The 18939-nt window shown below is 48.2% G+C and carries 14 protein-coding genes; 8 read left to right on the top strand and 6 right to left on the bottom strand.

From position 1 onward, the window contains the following. Entirely contained in the window at window positions 1-2259 is a 2259-nt protein-coding gene (locus tag ACKU35_RS16350) for a carboxyl transferase domain-containing protein (RefSeq protein ID WP_319760884.1), read from the top strand. Between the two features lie 151 nt (window positions 2260-2410). Further along, a complete protein-coding gene (locus tag ACKU35_RS16355; protein ID WP_319760886.1) occupies window positions 2411-3268 on the top strand; it encodes a hypothetical protein in 858 nt (285 codons plus the stop codon). Window positions 3269-3547: 279 nt separating this feature from the next. Here the strand turns inward: ACKU35_RS16355 and ACKU35_RS16360 are convergent, their stop codons facing one another. Beyond that, window positions 3548-3955 (bottom strand): LysR family transcriptional regulator, encoded by a 408-nt coding sequence (locus ACKU35_RS16360; protein WP_319760888.1) that lies wholly within the window; start codon window positions 3953-3955, stop codon window positions 3548-3550. Window positions 3956-4243: 288 nt separating this feature from the next. On the opposite strand from ACKU35_RS16360, the gene ACKU35_RS16365 reads away from it, so the two are divergent. From ACKU35_RS16365 to thiL, 5 genes are all read left to right on the top strand, one after another. Beyond that, entirely contained in the window at window positions 4244-5635 is a 1392-nt protein-coding gene (locus ACKU35_RS16365; RefSeq protein WP_319760890.1) for an MATE family efflux transporter, read from the top strand. Further along, window positions 5628-6512, top strand: coding sequence for a phosphatidylglycerol lysyltransferase domain-containing protein (locus ACKU35_RS16370; protein ID WP_319760892.1), 885 nt, complete (start codon window positions 5628-5630; stop codon window positions 6510-6512). Before ACKU35_RS16365 ends, ACKU35_RS16370 begins: the two co-directional genes overlap by 8 nt. 174 nt (window positions 6513-6686) lie before the next feature. Further along, window positions 6687-7982, top strand: coding sequence for an alkaline phosphatase family protein (locus ACKU35_RS16375; protein ID WP_319760895.1), 1296 nt, complete (start codon window positions 6687-6689; stop codon window positions 7980-7982). Window positions 7983-8038: 56 nt separating this feature from the next. Further along, window positions 8039-10156 (top strand): ATP-dependent helicase, encoded by a 2118-nt coding sequence (locus tag ACKU35_RS16380; RefSeq protein ID WP_319760897.1) that lies wholly within the window; start codon window positions 8039-8041, stop codon window positions 10154-10156. A gap of 39 nt (window positions 10157-10195) precedes the next feature. Then, window positions 10196-11167, top strand: a complete 972-nt coding sequence (thiL, locus tag ACKU35_RS16385) for a thiamine-phosphate kinase (RefSeq protein ID WP_319760899.1) — start codon at window positions 10196-10198, stop codon at window positions 11165-11167. 1 nt (window position 11168) lies between these two features. Here thiL and ACKU35_RS16390 read toward each other — a convergent pair whose 3' ends face one another. After that, entirely contained in the window at window positions 11169-11825 is a 657-nt protein-coding gene (locus ACKU35_RS16390) for a hemolysin III family protein (RefSeq protein ID WP_319760901.1), read from the bottom strand. Between the two features lie 148 nt (window positions 11826-11973). After that, the gene (gene thiC, locus ACKU35_RS16395) at window positions 11974-13239 is read right to left on the bottom strand and encodes a phosphomethylpyrimidine synthase ThiC (protein WP_319760903.1); all 1266 of its coding nucleotides are present in this window, start codon (window positions 13237-13239) and stop codon (window positions 11974-11976) included. Between the two features lie 325 nt (window positions 13240-13564). Between thiC and ACKU35_RS16400 the strand changes: the two genes are divergently transcribed. Next, on the top strand, window positions 13565-15271 hold the full coding sequence (locus tag ACKU35_RS16400; protein WP_319760905.1) for a Na+/H+ antiporter NhaC family protein: 1707 nt from the start codon (window positions 13565-13567) through the stop codon (window positions 15269-15271). Window positions 15272-15399: 128 nt separating this feature from the next. On the opposite strand, the gene ACKU35_RS16405 is transcribed toward ACKU35_RS16400, so the two are convergent. The 3 genes from ACKU35_RS16405 to aepX are packed head-to-tail and all read right to left on the bottom strand — an operon-like array spanning window position 15400 to window position 18886. Then, entirely contained in the window at window positions 15400-16485 is a 1086-nt protein-coding gene (locus tag ACKU35_RS16405; protein ID WP_319760907.1) for a phosphonoacetaldehyde reductase, read from the bottom strand. Further along, the gene (gene aepY / locus ACKU35_RS16410; protein ID WP_319760909.1) at window positions 16485-17591 is read right to left on the bottom strand and encodes a phosphonopyruvate decarboxylase; all 1107 of its coding nucleotides are present in this window, start codon (window positions 17589-17591) and stop codon (window positions 16485-16487) included. Before aepY ends, ACKU35_RS16405 begins: the two co-directional genes overlap by 1 nt. Next, entirely contained in the window at window positions 17591-18886 is a 1296-nt protein-coding gene (gene aepX, locus ACKU35_RS16415) for a phosphoenolpyruvate mutase (protein WP_319760910.1), read from the bottom strand. Before aepX ends, aepY begins: the two co-directional genes overlap by 1 nt. Between the last annotated feature and the right edge of the window lie 53 nt (window positions 18887-18939).

An 18939-nucleotide genomic window follows, 5' to 3' on the forward strand; every position in this document is an offset into this window, starting at 1 on the left:
ATGGATATAGAAAAAAAACTGGACGGGTTGATCAAGCGGGTCCAGTATGCGCGTGACATTCTCGGTGACAACGAGGACAAACGCCTTACTGCTTTCGCCAACAAGCTTGATTCATTCCTGGAAACCAGCATTAACAAAACTCAGGAAGAACTGTGGGATAAACTCAACACTTATGATGAGAGCCTCGCAGTGCTGGAAAAAGACATCGACAAAACCCTGTCCGCCATGGACAAGGTTCGCATTGTCCGTCATTCCGAAAGAATCTGCCTCGAAGACATTCTTGAAAATGTGTACGACAACTACACAGTCGTAGGCGGCAAGGATGATATGAGCATCGACCCCGGCATGGTCATTGCGCGGGCCTATATAACCCGCCGCGTGGGCAAGAAAGTCCACAACCAGCCGGTTATGGTTGTCGGTCAGGAAAAAGGCCATGGTCAGGAATTCCGCAACGGAGGCTGCATCAAGCCCTGGGGGAATGCCAACGCCCTGCGCTACATGAAGGTTGCCGCACGCGAGAACATCCCCATTCACACCTATGTATTCACTCCCGGCTCATTCCCGGTAGAAGACTACCCCGGTGCAGCGCAGCAGATTGCGGAAAACATATACGAAATGGGCGGCCTTGAAGTTCCGATTGTCTCCGTTATTTCCGAGGGCGGTTCCGGTGGAGCCGAAGCCATTGCCATGGCAGACAAACGGCTCATGCTGTCCCATGGATACTACTCCGTTATCTCCCCTGAAGGTGCCGCCGCAATTGAAGGCCGCATCCGTGGCGGAGAGCGTGCGCCGACCGAGCTTATTGAAACCTGCGCCAAGTCCCAGTGTATCACAGCCGACGACAACCTGCGCTTCGGCTACATAGACGGTATTATCCGTGAACCGGCACTAGGTGCGCGCCCTGAGCATTTTGATTTTTACAAGATGGTACGCGCGGAAGTTATCCGGGCAACAGATGAAGTAGTACTGAGCGTCAAGGGCCTGCGCCTGTTCAGTAAAGCTGCCATCAAAAACCGGAATAAAAAGGATATCACCGACGAATCCGTATTCGTTCGCTGGCATATCAGTCCCAATGCCAAGGACAGACTGATCTGGAAGCGTTACAAAAAATATCGCCGCATGGCTCAGGACTCATTCGAAGACAAACGATCCTTCCTTGAAAAACTCAACTCCGCAAAAGTTGATGCAATGGCCGCAGCTTACTCCACTGTTCGCTACGACATGATCAGGAAATACCAGTCCAAAATTCAGGCTCTCGCCGATGAAGCCAAAGACGAAATGCATGTCGTAACCAATAAATTCGACAAGCTGAAACATATGGTCATCGGAAAAATGGGAGCGGGAACCAAGAATGTATCAGAGGTTGAAGCGGCCCTGACAAAACTTTCCGAAGACGCGGAACCGGATATTCCACCGTCCGATTACCGTCACTATGTCAGCCCACGGGCCAGTGAAGATAGGGAAATAACCTGTCCGAATGCGGAAAAGAACGGCTGTCTCGAAATCTGGTCCCGCGACCTGTTCGACGAATTCGCCGGAGTCTGCCCCACTTGCGGACACCACTTTCCCATGGAATACCGCTGGTATATGGCGAACCTCTTCGACTGGGGAACCGTACGCGAATTTAATAAATCCATCTGCTCCGCAAACCCAACCGGCTTTCCCAACTTTCAGGAAAGACTGGATGCAGCCAAAGCAAAAACCGGATTGCAGTCCGGGTGCATCACTTTTGAAGGCGCTATCAAGCACACCAAGGTGACCTGTGCAACTCTAGTGGCCCCCTTCCGTGGTGGCTCAGTAGGTGCTGCAGAGGGTGAAAAATTCATTCGCGCCCTCGAACTTGCGGGTAAAAAGCGTTATCCCTTTCTGGCCTATGTACACGGTACCGCCGGAATACGTATTCAGGAAGGAACCAACGGATTGATCCAGATGCCGCGCGTAACCATGGCTGTTCGCCGCTACATTGAGTCCGGCGGGCTTTATATCGTTCTTTACGATACCAATTCCTACGCCGGTCCTGTTGCAAGTTTCCTCGGCTGCTCACCCTACCAGTACGCTGTACGCTCATCGCGTATAGGCTTCGCAGGTCCGGGTGTTATCAAGGAAACCACCGGCATGGATATTCCACCGGATTACCATTCCGCATACAACGCGCTCTCCAGAGGTCATATTCAGGACATCTGGGACCGCCGCGACATCCGCCGCAATCTGCATCAGGCTTTCCTGACAGTTGGCGGACGCAATCTCTACTACAGATAATTACCACTCACCCCTCAGATACAGAACACCCCCAGCTTCGTAAGGAGCCGGGGGTGTTCTAGTATGCGCTGCAAAACAAAAAAGGCTGTCTTTGTTCCTGAGAGTGGCATATACTAAATCAGGAATAACCCCGTTATAAAGGAGGCAGCAAATGAAACAGGCAATAAAATTATTTTTTCTGGCACTCTTGGCAACCTTCCTACTGCCGCCGGTTTCCAGCGCCCAAAACATGGCCGATGGCCTTCAATGCCCTTCTGACTGGAATAGATCCAGAGCAGTCATTTTACGTTGGGACGTCAACAACCTCCTCAAACAATGCACTCCGCCGACAAATGACGCCGTAATTATGCTATACTCGAAAAGTACCTCAGATTCGCTACTTACAGAACTTAACAAGTGGACTCAGAACTTGAAAAATAAAGGTTTGCCGTACCAGAGATTTTTAAATGAGCAGCCGGGGCACGTTTCCGGCTATCCGGCAATACTCAGATTTTTTTCCGGCTGGGATCGTGATGGAAGATGGTACGATTCTTACCTTGTAGTCTCGCGCTACAGGGGAACAAACTATATCTTCATAGGATACGCAATGAAAGGCCATGACCGGGTAAGAATTCAAATGAGAAATGCCATGAACGCATGGCATTACCCCGGCGTTTTAGGACCGACTAATTCAGGTTATTCAAGTACCAACAACCAGAACCAGCAGGGACCAGGTCCGGTCATCAGTCAGAATATCAACCCGGATACCAATTTAAATATCAACCCGACTATCAACGTAAACAGACCGGGCTGCACACGCCAACCCAGCCCTGAAGCCACGCCCCCTCTCGGCACGTATCAAAACGATTATGACACGGGATCCCCCAACTCAGGCAGCACGCATCAATACAAGCAGGATACAAATCCGGACAACAACAATAGCGCTCCCGATAACTCAAAACCTGACACCAATAACCAGAACACCGACCGTCCCGCAGATGACAAGTTTCTCGATTATATGTTGAATTAGGAAGCTTGAAATTGCTCTAACACTGTCAACTGCAAGGGCCCCGTTAATCGCCCATCAGAATAAAAACACCCCCTGCTCCTTACGGAACTGGGGGTGTTCTGAATTTCGCTAAAGAATAAAATCGGAACTACTTGCTGCTTCCACCTTTAGTGGCCGTACCAGAAACTGAGATCTGTCCCGCAGTTTCAACTGTTTTGCAGGCTATGCATGACAGGCAGAGCAGAGCCCCGAGAACTAAGATCAACAAATTTCTTTTCGTAAATCTCGAACAGAAATGCATTAATTTTTCCCCTTTTTCTCTTGGGCGATCCGTTCCATGTCCTCTTCATAAGAAGCTATATTCCATGGGAAGGACTTACGGGCAGTCATTACAGCAAAATTCTCCACTTCCTGCACCCATTGACGGTAATCTTCCAACACTCGTTCACCAAGAGGAGTCAGGCTGCATCCTTTGCGGCCACGGGTCTTGAGCACGAGAGAATCGCCAAGGACTTCCTCAGTATTCTTGAGTCGGCCCCATGCCGCACGATAGGACATGCCGAGTGCCTTTGCCGCCTTGTTCAGCGAGCCCTGTTTTTCAATCTGCTCCAGCAGTTGCGCCCTTCCGAGTCCGAAAAGCATACCGTCCTCTGTTTCCAGCCAGAGATTCAACCGCACTCTAGGACAAAAAATTTCATCACTCGACATCAACCACCCTCCTGAATATTAACAACTTGCTTTTGATCCAATGTTTTTTTTAGCATAAACAAAGCAGGCCACAAAGTATACGGTTCAGAGTTACAAGAATAAATCTACACTTCCAAAAAACAAGTTGCCACAAAAATCAGATTATACCCACCCAACTCTTGCTTTTCCTGAAACTGTAACTAAACTCCAAGCTCCGCAGCCGAATCCACCTTTCTGCTGATTTATTTGCAGCTAATCTGCAATATAAGACTGTCTACGATTCAAATATTTACGGAGTATTTCCACCTTATGAATATAACCACAACGGACATGACCAACGCTCCATATAGAACCATATGGACCCTGTCATGGCCGCAAATACTAATGATGCTATTTCACCTGATGATCGGCCTTGTCGATGTTTGGGTTGCATCCAAACTTGGTCGTGAGATTCAGGCTTCCATGGGCATGATAAGCCAATCTCTGGTCTTTTTTCTGGTTATCGCAACTGCTACCGCCAACGGAACTGTGGCTGCCATCAGTCAGTCAATCGGCGCCGGCATGCATCGGCGGGCAACACGCTATATAGGACTGTGCATCATACTCAGTGCGATTTTAGGATCACTTATACTCCTTCTCGGTTTCCCCTTTCGTAACAGCATCCTAAGTCTACTGCAGGTACCGCAGCAGATGCAGCATGTAATGGAATACTTCATCGAGGTCTTCCTCTATCTCGTACCTCTTTATTACATGCTGATCATTACCAATGCCATTTTCAGAGCTCAGAAAAAAGTATTTCTGCCACTGTACAGCATGATTATCGTCACCGTACTAAATACCATCGGCGACCTTGGCTTCGGTATGGGCATGTGGGGTCTGCCGAATTTAGGATATAAAGGATTAGCATGGGCAACCTTCGGTTCGATTACTGCCGGGGCGATATTCAACATGATCACCCTGATCCGCATGGGACATCTGCGGCGTAAAAGCCTCGCCCCGCTCCGCTGGATGAAGAGCGCTTTTCCCTATCTGTTTAAAGTCGCATGGCCCAGCGGTTTGATGCAGCTGGTCTGGCATTCCGGTTACATGGTACTGTACTCTATTACCGCCAGTCTGCCCGAGAATAACATTATCGCGCTGGCAGGTATGACCGCCGGCATCCGAATTGAATCGATTCTTTTTCTGCCCGCATTCGCCTTCAACATGACTGCTTCCATCATTATCGGTCATTATCTTGGAGACGGCAAAGCTGAAGAAGCCAAGAAATTCGGATATAGAATACTATTTCTGGCTATCGGATTCCTGAGTGTCACTGCTTTACTGCTCTGGCAGGTCATTTATCCGGTAACCTCCATCATTGCCCCTGATCAGGTGGTACTTGATGAAGCCGTAAACTATCTTTACTATAACATGCTTGCTATCCCATTTACCCTGACCTCCATGATTATGGCCGGGGCTTTAAACGGAGCAGGAGCAACAATCTACAACCTGTTCATTTTCGCCATCACAGTCTGGGGTTGCAGACTGCCGCTTGCTTATGTGCTTGGACACGAAGTACTGCATTCAGCGACAGGAATCTGGATGGCTATGCTTATCTCGCAGGGGGTACAGGCTGTTATAATCTTTTACACATTTTCGTGCAAAAACTGGCAGAAGTTCAGCATGATCAAGAAAAAAAACAAAAGGACCAGTAATGCCTAATAAATTCAAAACAATTACCCTTGAATGTCAGGACAAATTTGAAAAAGCTCTCGCGGCCTGTCCACAACATACATCCGACTACACCTTCGCCAATATCTGGGGTTGGACCGATCATTACGGTCTTGAACTCCAGTGCGGAGATTCCGGTTTGATCCATGTGCGCCAGACCAAGCCAGAAATTATTAACTGGGCTCCCATCGGCGACTGGTTCAGTGCTGACTGGGAAAAATGCTCTCTCATGAACACTTCCGGCACCAAATTCACCCGTATACCGGAAAAACTGGCATTACATCTTAAAGATATCTTCGGTGATAAGATTGAAATAACCGAAAATCGCGATCATTTCGATTACGTCTATTCCGTTCAGGAACTCATTGAATTGAGAGGTAACCGTTTTCATAAAAAGAAAAATCTCTACCGTCAGTTCATGAAAAAATACGACTACGAATACCGTGAAATCACCCCGGATTGCGTGGAAGAAGTACTGGAGATGCAGCTTGAATGGTATCGCTGGCAGGAAGAAAACAACTCCTCTCCTGCTTTGGTAGCGGAAAACACAGCCATCGCCAAAGTTCTTAAGGAAATGGACACCATCCACAACCTCACCGGCGGCACACTGCGCATCGACAATCGCATTATCGCCTACACCATCGCCGAATCATTAGGTGATGACGACATCGTTATCCACTTTGAAAAAGGAAATACCTACTTCAAGGGCGTATATCAGGCCATAAACCAGATGTTCCTTGAAAATACAGCCAGCGACAAAAAATTCGTCAATAGAGAACAAGACCTCGGCGAACCGGGACTGCGCAAAGCCAAAGAATCTTATAATCCCGTACATTTTATGAAAAAATACGAGATTACGGTTTTATAAATTTGTTTTGAGTTGATGCGCTTAGCGCTCTCCATTCAATTGATTTTGCCTCCGGCGGCTTAGCCCTTTTTAAAAAAGGGCTAAGACCCCCAAAAACTTTTAATAGTTTTTAATTGGGGGCCGTATATTAGATTCAAAAACGGCGAAGCTGACTAAAATTTCTTTGGCATCCTTATGTTTTTTACACAGACAGAAAGAAAAAGATTCGTAGTACTGGGGCTGGATGGACTTCCGGCCCCACTTGCGTTGAAATGGGCGAAGAAACTTCCCAATCTTTCCCGAATTGCCGAGAAATGCGGCCCCATAAACGCTGAACTGCCGGAACTCTCGCCTGTAAACTGGACATCTTTCTTCACTGCCCGAAAACCGGAAAAACACGGCCTGTACGGTTTCACGTCCATTGATCCGCAGGATTACACGCTCTCGATCAACAACTTTGAGCAGGTACTCTGTCCGACTGTCTTTGATGCACTGGGCGAGCAGGGACTGGTCAGCAAGGTTATCAATCTGCCCAACACCTACCCCGCCAAGCCGTTGCGGGGTATGCTTATTTCCGGTTTTGTGGCGGACTCCATTGAAAAGGCAGTGCAGCCGCCCTTTCTAATCGGTCCTTTGCGCGATTCAGGATACCAGCTGGAAGCAGATACCAGCCGTGGAATCATGGCCCCGGACTATCTTTTCGAGCAGGTCGCTCATACCCTTAAAGGCCGCCTGAACGCGCTCGAAATGCTCTGGAACGATCTTGCGTGGGATTTATTCACCATCGTCCTTACCGAGACGGACCGCCTTTTCCATTTCTTCTACCCGGCTTTTGAGGACGAAAACCATCCCCTGTACCCGAAAGCTCTGGATTTCATGTGCCAATGGGATCAGGCAATCGGTTTGGTGCTCGATAAATTCGAGGCCCTGCCGGGTGAAAAGAAACTTATTTCATTTGCCGACCACGGCTTTGCCGCCCTTGAAACTGAAGTAGACCTAAACACTTTTCTGGTTCAGCACGGTTATCTTGAATACACATGTCCGGCCAAAAGCCAATGGGATTCCACGGTAATATCAGCAAACAGCAAAGCATTTGCCCTTGACCCCGGAAGAATATATATCCATACATCTGAATTTGCGCGCGGGCAGGTTGATACGGAACAGGCCGAGATTATCACGGCTGAAATCGCCGAAAAGCTTATGAAGCTTAAGTTCAACGGTCAGCAGGTAATGGCACAAGTCTTGACTAAAGAGGAAGCTTACGGCGAGAATCCGATTGGCAATCCGCCGGACCTGATCTGCACCGCCAGACCGGGCTTCGACCTCAAGGCCAAGTTTGACCGCATGGAAATCTTCGGCTTCCACGGCAGAACCGGGACGCATACTGTAAATGATGCATTTTTCTATAGTTCCGACGGCCAGCAGATAAGAAGTATGCACCAGACCGGGAAAATCATACTTGACTGGTTTAATATCTGTCTGCCAGATTGATTAGATGCGCTATCGCGCTTTTAAATAAAAACATTTAGCCTCCTAAGGCATCCAATATGATCGATTTCAAAAAAGAATTAAATCCCGCTCAGTATGAAGCTGCTACACATCCTCAGGGACCGGTGCTGGTAATTGCAGGCGCGGGAAGCGGCAAAACACGTACAATCGTATACCGTCTGGCTTGGCTGGTGGAGCAGGGAATTCCGCCCGAATCCATCCTGCTGATGACCTTTACCCGCAAGGCAGCGCAAGAAATGCTGCAGCGGACCGAGCTGATTCTGGGCAGGCCTCTTAACGGCACACAAGGCGGAACATTTCACGCATTCGCATATTCAGTCCTGCGCCAGAACGCTAATGAAATCGGCTTTCCGAACGGCATCACCCTCATGGACCGCAGCGACAGCGAAGCGGCGGTCAAAGAAGTAAAAGACAGTTTAAAACTCGGAAAGGGCGACCGCTCGTATCCCAAAAAATCAACTCTGCTTGATATGATCAGCAAATCGCGAAACAAAGAAGTTTCCATCGATACGCTGGTTAATTCCGAAGCTTTTCATCTGGCCACATACGCTTCCGAGATTGAAGAAATAGCCAATGAGTATGCTGTTTATAAAAAACAGCACGGCCTGATGGACTACGACGACATGCTCTTCTATCTGGAAGATCTGCTGCAAAAAGACAAATTTTTGCGCAATTCACTACGCTCCCGTTATCAGTACATCATGGTGGACGAATATCAGGATACCAACCTTGTGCAGGCCCGTATTGTTCAGCTTCTGGCAGGCAAGAACGGAAATGTCATGGCGGTTGGCGATGATGCCCAGTCCATCTATTCTTTTCGTGGTGCTGACGTCACCAACATCCTTAAATTTCCAGATATTTTTGAAGATGTTAAAATGGTACGTCTGGAGCAGAATTACCGCTCTACCCAGCCTATTCTGGATCTGACCAACGCCATTCTGGATGGGGCCGAAATCAAATTTGATAAGAAGCTCTTTACCGAACAGACATGGGGAAACAAGCCCCAGCTTATGGTTCCGCTCAGTGATTTCAGCCAGTCCAACAGAGTGCTGGACCGAATCATTGAATTACAGAAAAAACACGGTCCTGAAGAAGTTGCCGTTCTTTTCCGCGCCGGATACCAGAGCTACGGACTCGAAGTTGCGCTCAAAAGGCTCGGGGTGGGATTCAAAAAATACGGCGGCCTGAAATTTAACGAAGCGGCTCACATAAAAGACGTGCTGTCCTTCATGCGTCTGGTCAGCAATCCGGCGGACATCATCGCATGGCAGCGCACCCTTGGACACATCAAAGGTGTCGGTCCTAAAACCGCAACCAAAATCGCCAATGCGGTAATATCAGCGGATCAGAAGGCTTTGGGCAAATTCACTAAAAAATATGAATTGCTGAAGGACATCCTGCGAGATCTCGATGGGTTGCGTAAACAAAAATCTTCGCCCTCAACCTGTCTTGAGGTCATCGTCCCCCTCTACAGACCGTTGCTGGTAGCCCAGTATCCCGACGATTATCCGCGCCGTGAGGCCGGAATCGAACAACTCAGCCAGATTGCATCCAACTACGATGATCTGGAATTTTTCCTGACCGATCTCTGCCTTGACCCGGACCAGCATAACGAAGAAGAAAAAGTTGAGGATGTAGTCACCCTTTCCACCATTCATTCCGCTAAAGGGCTAGAGTGGAACGCGGTTATCATCATAGATCTTGTGGAAGATAGGTTTCCCTCCCGCAAATCAATGCAGAAGCCTAATGAGTACGAGGAAGAGCGCCGCCTGCTTTATGTGGCCTGTACCCGTGCGCGGCAGGAACTCATCATGTGCGCTCCGGCTTCAATCAACCGCAAAAACACTGACTTTTCCGAGCCAGCTGTACCCAGCCCCTTCCTGCGTGAACTTGATCCGGAACTTTTTGAAGAATTGCAGGAATCATATTCCGGCGGCATGAATATCAAGAAAAATACGCCTGTGCGTGCTGAATCATATGAGTCCCCCTCTGCTTCGCCTGCCCGTAAAACACCGCCCATGAAAATGGGACATTGTAAGCATAAAATATTCGGGCGCGGTAAAATCATCGAATACATAGAGCCGAATAAGCTGCGCATCAATTTCCCCGGCTTCGGTCCCAAGGTCATTGTCGAAGATTTTGTTGAAATGCTATAGCTGAGGCGATTCGCGCTTTTGGAAAAGGGGAGGCAAATTATGACTGAATTAAATTCTGAGCAGGACTTTCTGACGTTAATAGATAAATACTTTCCGTCCGAGAACGGGCACGTCACTCTCGGACGCGGCGATGATTGTTCCATCCTGCGAACAGAAAAAGACCTTTGCATCAGCAAAGATTTATTTCTGGAAGATATACATTTCAGGAGATCATATTTCTCCGCGGCAGACATCGGTTATAAATCCCTAGCGGTCAACATCAGTGATATTGCGGCCATGGGCGGACAGCCAAGCGGCTTCGCTCTAGGCTTGATTGTTCCCCCCGATCTGGAGTGCGAATTCTGGGAACCTTTTTTTAAGTCCATGTCCATCCTTGCAGAGCAAAACGGACTGATTCTGGCTGGAGGCGATCTTTCCGGAGGACAATATCTGGGGATTTCCGTAACGGTCTGGGGCGAACCTGCCGGCGGACGCTTTCTTTCACGCGGAAATGCTGAACAGGGAGACGTATTGTTTCTGCATGGACCGGCCGGTTTGGCCCGCACCGGGTTACTTTCCCTGGAGGAAAATACGGCTGAAGCGATCAGGAATTTCCCGCAAAGTACAGCTCACCACCTTCGTCCGCCAATGCGAGTAAACGCCGGTATTCAGCTGGCCCGGTCACCACACGTGAAAGGACTAATGGATCTATCAGACGGTCTGGCCCGCGACCTGCCCCGTTTTCTGCGCTGCTGCGAAGAAAATGCAGGCGCAGACATTTCACTGCCGGAATCACAACTGCATGAAGAGGTTATCCGCTATGCGAAATCAAAATCTATTTCTGCCTCGGAACATGCCTTTCTAGGAGGCGAGGATTATGCTCTTTTCGGAGCGACCTCTGCTGAGGAATTTACAGAACTGGCAGCGGCAATTCCCGGCCTGCAAAAGATAGGAACAGTCACCGCCGACAGCAGGATTACACTTAACGGAAAAGAATACACAGCCACAGGATTTGATCATTTCTCAGCCTGATCTACCACCCCAATTCGGTAATATATTCATACATTACCCAGAAATGACAAAAACTTCCGGCCATGACGAAAACATGAAATATCTCGTGAAATCCAAAAAAATCCGGCCATGGATCAGGTCTTTTCAAAGCGTAAATAACAGCACCTACCGAATACATGATTCCGCCGGCCAGAAGCCAAAGCAAGGCTCCGGTCTGAAGAGCCTTAACTAAAGGATAAGCGCCTACAATAACCAGCCATCCCATGGCAAGGTAAAAACCGGTAGAAAGCCATCGGGGCGCGTCCAGCCAGATCATCTTGGTTATTATCCCGGCTACAGCCATTGTCCAGATTGCTGCGAATAACGACCAGCCCCACACTCCCTTGAGCCCCAAAAGACAAATCGGCGTATAAGTCGCGGCGATATAGACATAGATCATGGAGTGATCCAGCTTACGCAGCCACATTATCCCCCTCTTGGAAAGGGGCAGCCAGTGGTACAAAGTACTTGCCAGATAAAGCAGAATCATCCCCCCGCCGAAGACGGAAAACGTGACTACGTGCATCACACTTGTAGGATTCACGGAAGCCGCAAGAAGCATGACAAGTCCGATAATTGCGAGACAAAAGCCAACAAAATGAGTCAATCCGCTCATAGGATCTCTAACATACTGCAACATCGCCAATCCTCCGGCAAAGCCCGACTTAAACATTTGTTTAATAAAAACGATATAAGTCTACATAAAAAAAGCCCGTAACACCAGCAGTGTTACGGGCCATTATCATCTCTAACGTGTACAGAGCGGCTCTTATTCTTTTGTCAGTATTTTATTCGGAAAGCATACGTACTGCGCAGAATTTTCCGCACATGGCGCACTCTTTTTCATCTTTATGATCTTTCCTGCGGGCACAAGCCAAAGCTGGGTCGATTGCCAGTTCGGCAATGCGGTCCCAGTCAAGGTCCATACGGGCCTTGGAAATTGCACGGTCACGCTCTACAGCGTCTTTGCGGCCAAGGCCGACTTCACCGCACTGTGCAGCTACGAGGGAAGCTTTAACGCCGTTCCATACATCGTCAATCTCAGGCAGGGTCAAATGCTCAGCCGGAGTCAGGTAGCAGAGGAAATCAACTCCGTTCAATACAGCGATAGCACCGCCGATGGCACCGGCAATGTGGTCATAGCCGGGAGCTGAGTCGGTTACCAGAGGTCCAAGAACGTAAAGAGGAGCGTTGTAAGTCGCAGCCTTAATACCCCGGATCTGGGTTTCAACGAGGGTCATGGGTACGTGACCGGGGCCTTCGATCATTGCCTGCACGCCGTATTCATGGGCACGTTTAGCAAGCTTACCGAGCATGAGAACTTCTTCCCACTGTGCGGCATCACCGGCATCTGCACCGCCACCGGGACGCAGACCGTCGCCGAGGCTGAGGGTCACGTTGTGCTTCAGGCAGATTTCAAGCAGACGATCATAATTTGTGAGCAACGGATTTTCTTCATCATGATCACGCATCCAGCGGGCAAGAATAGAACCGCCGCGGGAAACGATACCCATAAGGCGCTCACCGTTAGTGGCCCATTCAGCTCCACGACGGGTCAGTCCGCAATGCAGAGTCATAAAATCAACACCCTGCTCAGCTTCTTTTTCAACTTCAGCGAGGAGTTCATCTATGGAAAAACCAGCGGGATCTTCGTCACGTGCAACATACTGCTGCGCCATAGCGTAAATGGGCACGGTACCCAGCGGCAGGGGGCAGCTACTCAGCATATCGGTCCTGATTCCATCCAGATCACCGGCAGTGGAAAGGTCCATAACAGCGTGGGCGCCTGCTTTCCATGCTGTATCCAGCTTCTTCATTTCCTTTTCACGGTCATTCTTAAAAGGAGAAGTTCCGATGTTAGCGTTTACTTTAACCTTTGCGGGCTGCCCAATGAGGGTAGGGGTAACATTCTTATGATTGGGGTTCCCAAGCAGAACCATAGTCCCGTCTTCAATGCCCTGAATAATGGTCTCTTTCGAGAGTCCTTCGCTCTTGCAAAGTTCATCAATACCGGAATCAAATATGCTTTTGAGAGCTTTATTTTTTGAAAACATCTGATTTCCTTTTAACTTTATTTAGGATTGTGCATTTTTCGTATTATCAATGGTGTCTGTACACGCAAGTCCATAACCCAAATTGTAACAGGGTACAATGGGACTTTTTACTCCGAAACTAAATAAGAACGCGACTTCCATAAAATTTTAAAAGCCATTATTTGTTACTTTTTTCCCTTTTTATACTCTTAACCCCTGTCATTTCAGAATTTTATCAAGGAAAATTAACCAGATACCAAATCAAGTTTGCATTAATGTCAAAATTTTAGTAGTTCAGCAGATCATATTTTTTGCGACACAAAATATTTCAAGGGGGAAATTTGATATGCGCAAATGGAGTGGACTATTTTTATTTATAACGGCATTTACACTATTTTGTCAGCCGGCCTTTGCGGCTGACTCCAGCCTCGGGCCAGTTAATGCTGAACTATTCGGTTTATTTACACTTATTCCGCCGCTGGTGGCTATCATTCTGGCTTTCATTACCAAAAACGTTGTCCTTTCACTTTTTATAGGTGTTTTTTCAGGTGCGTTTATGCTGGAAGCCAAAGGAATGGACATCTACAATGGATTCGTCGGCGGATTCCTGCGTCTTTCCAACGAAATTCTCGGATCTTTGGCTGATCCGTGGAATGCCGGTATCGTACTCCAGTGCCTTGCTATCGGCGGTCTTATTGCTCTTATTTCTAAAATGGGCGGCGCCAAGGCTATTGCCGACGCTTTGGCTAAAAAAGCCAAAAGCCCCAGAAGCTCCCAGTTCGTAACATGGCTGCTCGGCCTATTCATCTTTTTTGATGACTATGCCAACTCACTCACTGTCGGCCCGATCATGCGCCCTGTAACCGATAAAATGAAAGTCTCACGCGAAAAACTGGCTTTCATTATTGACGCCACAGCCGCACCCATAGCCGGTATCGCCCTCATTTCAACCTGGGTAGCTTACGAAGTAGGCCTGATTCAGGATGGTCTCGAAGGTATCGGCTACACAATGAATGCCTACGGCGTTTTTGTGGAAACCATTCCTTACCGTTTTTATAATATTCTCATTCTGGTTTTCATCATTGCAACCATCTGGTTCATGCGCGAATTCGGCCCTATGTATAAAGCTGAACACCGCGCACGCACAACCGGAAAGCTCCTTGATGACAAGGCCAAACCAATGGTCGCCGACGAAGCAACTGAGCTTGAGCCTGCTGAAAATATCACACCCAGCATCTGGTATGCAATTATTCCCATCGGCACCCTGATTGTTGCTGCATTTCTAGGGTTTTACTTCAACGGCTACAACGGGATAATGGGTGGTGACAATGCTGCGTTGAAAAAGATCTTCGAAGAAGCTCCCACTAGCTTTTTAGCTATCCGTGAAGCATTCGGTGCTTCCGATGCATCCGTTGTTCTCTTTCAGGCTGCACTCATTGCCGGTGTTGTGGCGCTGGTAATTGCAATAGGTAAACGCATTCTGTCCGTGGAAGAAGCACTCTCCACATGGGTACAGGGTGTTAAATCCCTGAACATCACAGCTGTAATCCTGCTGCTGGCCTGGTCCCTTTCCGGAATCATCAAAGAGCTCGGAACTGCTGCTTATCTGGTAAGCGTATTGTCTGATACCATCCCGACCTTTCTGCTGCCCTCCATTATCTTCATAATGGGATCAATCATATCCTTCGCAACAGGAACATCTTACGGAACCATGGGTATCCTCATGCCACTCTGTATCCCGCTGGCTTTCGCGCTGGTACCGGAACAGGGCTACGTAATCCTGAACATCGGTGCGGTTCTTACCGGTGCCATCTTCGGTGACCACTGCTCCCCCATCTCGGACACAACTATCCTGTCTTCCATGGGTTCCGCGTGTGACCACATCGACCACACCAGAACTCAGCTGTTTTACGCCGTACCGGTTGCAATCATATCCATCGTCTTCGGATATATTCCGGCAGGGCTTGGAATGCCTGTAATGCTGGTACTGCCCGCGGGAATCCTCGCTGTACTGGCAACAGTAAGATTTATAGGAAAACCCGTTTCAAACTAAAATAAATCAGAGGCCAGCTAAACTTTTTGCCTAGATTTAGCCGTCTTAGCTGGCAGATTGAATAAAAAAGCCCTCCTTCCGAGTATATTCGGATGGAGGGCTTTCTCTTGATGACTCTCAAAAAGTAGTCAGAACGACCCGTAAAATTCTTTTAAATGCTGAATGAAAAACTCCCTGCCGGGGTTCACTGGATTGTTCCGCAACCTTTCCAGATTAACCGAATCAACAATCTTTTCACATTCAGATTCAGGTATACCAAGCCCTTTCATGCGGTATTCCAGCCCGCACCTGTCCATCATTACATACCATAAAGCACAGCACTCATCAGCTGAGCGGCAACCCATAATCCGGTACAGCTCCGGTGGGATTTTCTCACTGTTGATCTTGAAAAACACGCCTGTAAAAATAGCCACCGCGTGTCCATGCGGAAGATTAAAAACAGATGTAAGATAATATGAAAATGCGTGGGGAGCGGTAGTTTTGCTGATATTGATGGCTTTACCCGCGTAGTACGCGCCCTCAGCCATGCTGTTCCTGCTCTGCGCGCAAGGATCGTTCACAGCTTTTTCTAGGGCTGGAAGGATAAGTGCTATCGCCTTTGCAGCGTACTCCCTGCTCTTATCCGTTGCCGCAGCGGCCCAGAAGGATTCTATGGCCTGACTGAGGGCATCGAACCCGGAGCAAGCGGTAAGATAGGGCGGCATGGAAGAGCTAAGACGCGGATCAACTGCAACAGATTCAGCCAGGAGAGAATGACTCGCCAGCGAATATTTTTTGCCGTCCATGTAGATAACAGCGAAATGGGTGGCTTCACTGCCGGACCCGGAAGTTGTAGGAGCGCAATAAAGCGGCATAGTTCCGGTTATCTCCTCCCGGCCGAGTATCATTTTTTTCAGCACGGCACTGTCTTTCGGCATGAGGGAAATGATCTTTGCCATATCGATCACGCTACCGCCACCGATGGCTAGAACCGCTTCAATTCCCAGGGATTCAGCTTTCCGGCAGCCGGCAACACTTTCTTCAAATTTCACGTTGGGAGAAAAATCAGAAAAAAAATGCAGTTCACTATCATGTAATTCAGCAAGGAGCTGTTTCTTCATACCGGATTTATCGAAAGATTTTCTCCCGGTTACAACAAGTATCTTTCGATATTGCTGTTTTTTAATTTCATCCAGCAGTAGCCCAAAACCGCCTTCTCCGAAGAAAGCGACCATTAGAAATTACCCATAAACATTTTTTTATTTTGCAGCGGAGTGTTGGTCGGTCTGCCGATCTCTTTTGACTTATGATTATTAGTCATAACTTCCAGAAAACACAGCCCGTCAGCTTGTGCTAAAGCGGAGGTCAGCTCTTCCTCGCTCGTAATCCGAATAACGGAGGGGTAACCGCAGGCCTTGGCAATTTCACACAAATTTATTTTCCGGGAAACTGTCGGTTGTCCGCCGGTGGAACCATGCTCCCCGTTATTGATAACAATATGAAGCAGATTATTTATCCCGCTGGAACCTATCGTCGCAAGGGAACCTAGATGCATTAGGCAAGCACCGTCACCATCAAGGCAGACAACCCGCTTTTGCGGCGAATCCAGCGCCACTCCGAGCGCTATGGAGGACGCATGTCCCATGCCACCCACTGTCAAAAAATCAGTAGAATGAGAGGCCTTATTCTCTTTTCTGATATGAAAAAGCTCTCTTGAAGCCATTCCGGTAGTGGAAACAATAACATCGTCATTGCGCTGCGCCTCAGTCAGGCATTCTATCACTCTTTGGCGGCTTAGCGGATACTGCTCACGCTCTGGAGACCGGGAAACATATTCTGAAAAAGCACCTTTTTTCACCAGCAGAGCATATGGAACATCATGCTCCTTAAAAAAAAGGTCCGCCCTATGCATTTCACTCTCAATGTCCGAATCTTTATCAATAATCGAATACGGAAATTCGAGCCCTTCCAGCATGTGCGGGGTGATACGGCCCTGAAATTTGTGCTGCGGCTCATCCTTAACTCCCGGCTCTCCCCTCCATCCAATGATCAACAGCATCGGGATTGAATATATCTCCTTAGCCACCAATGAAGTTAAGGGATTAACGGCATTACCGATTCCGGAATTCTGCATGTACACGACCGGAACCCTGGATGTGGACAGATGATAACCTATGGCAGCGCCGATGGCCGAGCCTTCATTTACGCATATGGTATGATGCAGTTCCTTATCATCCGTTGCGGCTGTGCAGAAATGCTTGAGTGTGGAATCCGGCACGCCGTAAAATGTGCTGAAACCGTTATCCTTACACTTTTTAAGGAAGAACAGGGGATCAATCATTATTTTGTCCCGGGTATAAGTTCGAGTATTTCCTTGATGCTCATGCAGGTATCGTTACACTCGTAAGATCGTTCATTACGGAGAATTTCCTTAGCCACTTCCATCATTGCCGGATAAGCGGCCCGCAGCAGGTGGTTAGCGTAAATTACAATCTTCACCCCGGCTTCAATGAGCTGTTCCTCGTATACTTTATTGTAGCTGGAAGGAACGGCTATAATGGGCGCTGTATGCCCTGCATCCTGATAACGGCGGCAGAATTCAAGTATATCCTTTTCGGATTTATTCTTGGTGTGAATCATGACACCGTCCGCCCCTGCATCAAGGTATGCTGCGGCTCTTTCCAGCGCATCGTCTACGGGTTTATTGAAAATCAGGCTCTCGATTCTGGCAAAAATCATAAAATCATTACCGACCTGACTTTTTTTACCGGTTTCTATCTTGTGGCAGAAATCTTCAATAGAAGCCTGATACTGCTCTACTTCGGTACCGAAGAGGGAATTTTTTTTCAGCCCTACTTTATCTTCAATAACAATGGCGGAAACTCCCAAACGCTCAAGGGAACGGACAGTAAAAGCCAGATGTTCCGGTTTGCCCCCGGTATCCCCATCATAAATCATGGGCTTTGTGGTAACTTCAAAAATTTCGTTGATTGTCTGCAGACGCGAAGTGGTATCAACCGCTTCGATATCGGGTTTGCCCTTCATTGTTGAGTCAGTAAGGCTGCTTTCCCAGATAGCATCGAATTCCACTGACCGCCCGTCTTTTTTGACGGACGCGTTTTCAACGATAAGTCCGCTGAGTCCGCTGTGGGCTTCAAGGGTCCGTACGATTTTCTTATTCTCCAGCAGGCGCTTCAATCTTTGTTGCCGGGTCACGGGTGAAACACCGATTTCCTTGAGCATCCCGTTCAGCTGAGTCGAGCTGATTCCCTCGGTATAGGCAGGTTCTATAAGCTTTCCGCCCCACTGGGAGATTGTGGAGATGACCCGTTCTCTAGTCTGCTTTTGCGGCCCTGTTTTCCAATCGTCTCCGTGGACAACATAATCAGGACGCACTTTTTCAAGGTTTTCTACGTAATCAAGCGTGTGTTGAGGGATTACTTCGCAAACCCCTTTGATATTCTTAATAACCATTTCCCGCTGATCATATGTCATAAAAGGGAGACGTTTATAGCCGGCGATAGCCTTATCGGTCAGCAATCCAACGGTAACATCTCCATAAGATGCTGCAATATTGAGAATATTCATATGGCCGGGATGGACAAGATCTGCGCTCATTCCTACGTAAACTTTCATAATCAATCCTTGAAGAAAGTTGAGGGGTCAAAAATATGTCAATTTTTCATATT

It is taken from the genome of Maridesulfovibrio sp., from assembly GCF_963676065.1.
In the GTDB taxonomy this organism is placed as follows: Bacteria; Desulfobacterota; Desulfovibrionia; order Desulfovibrionales; family Desulfovibrionaceae; genus Maridesulfovibrio.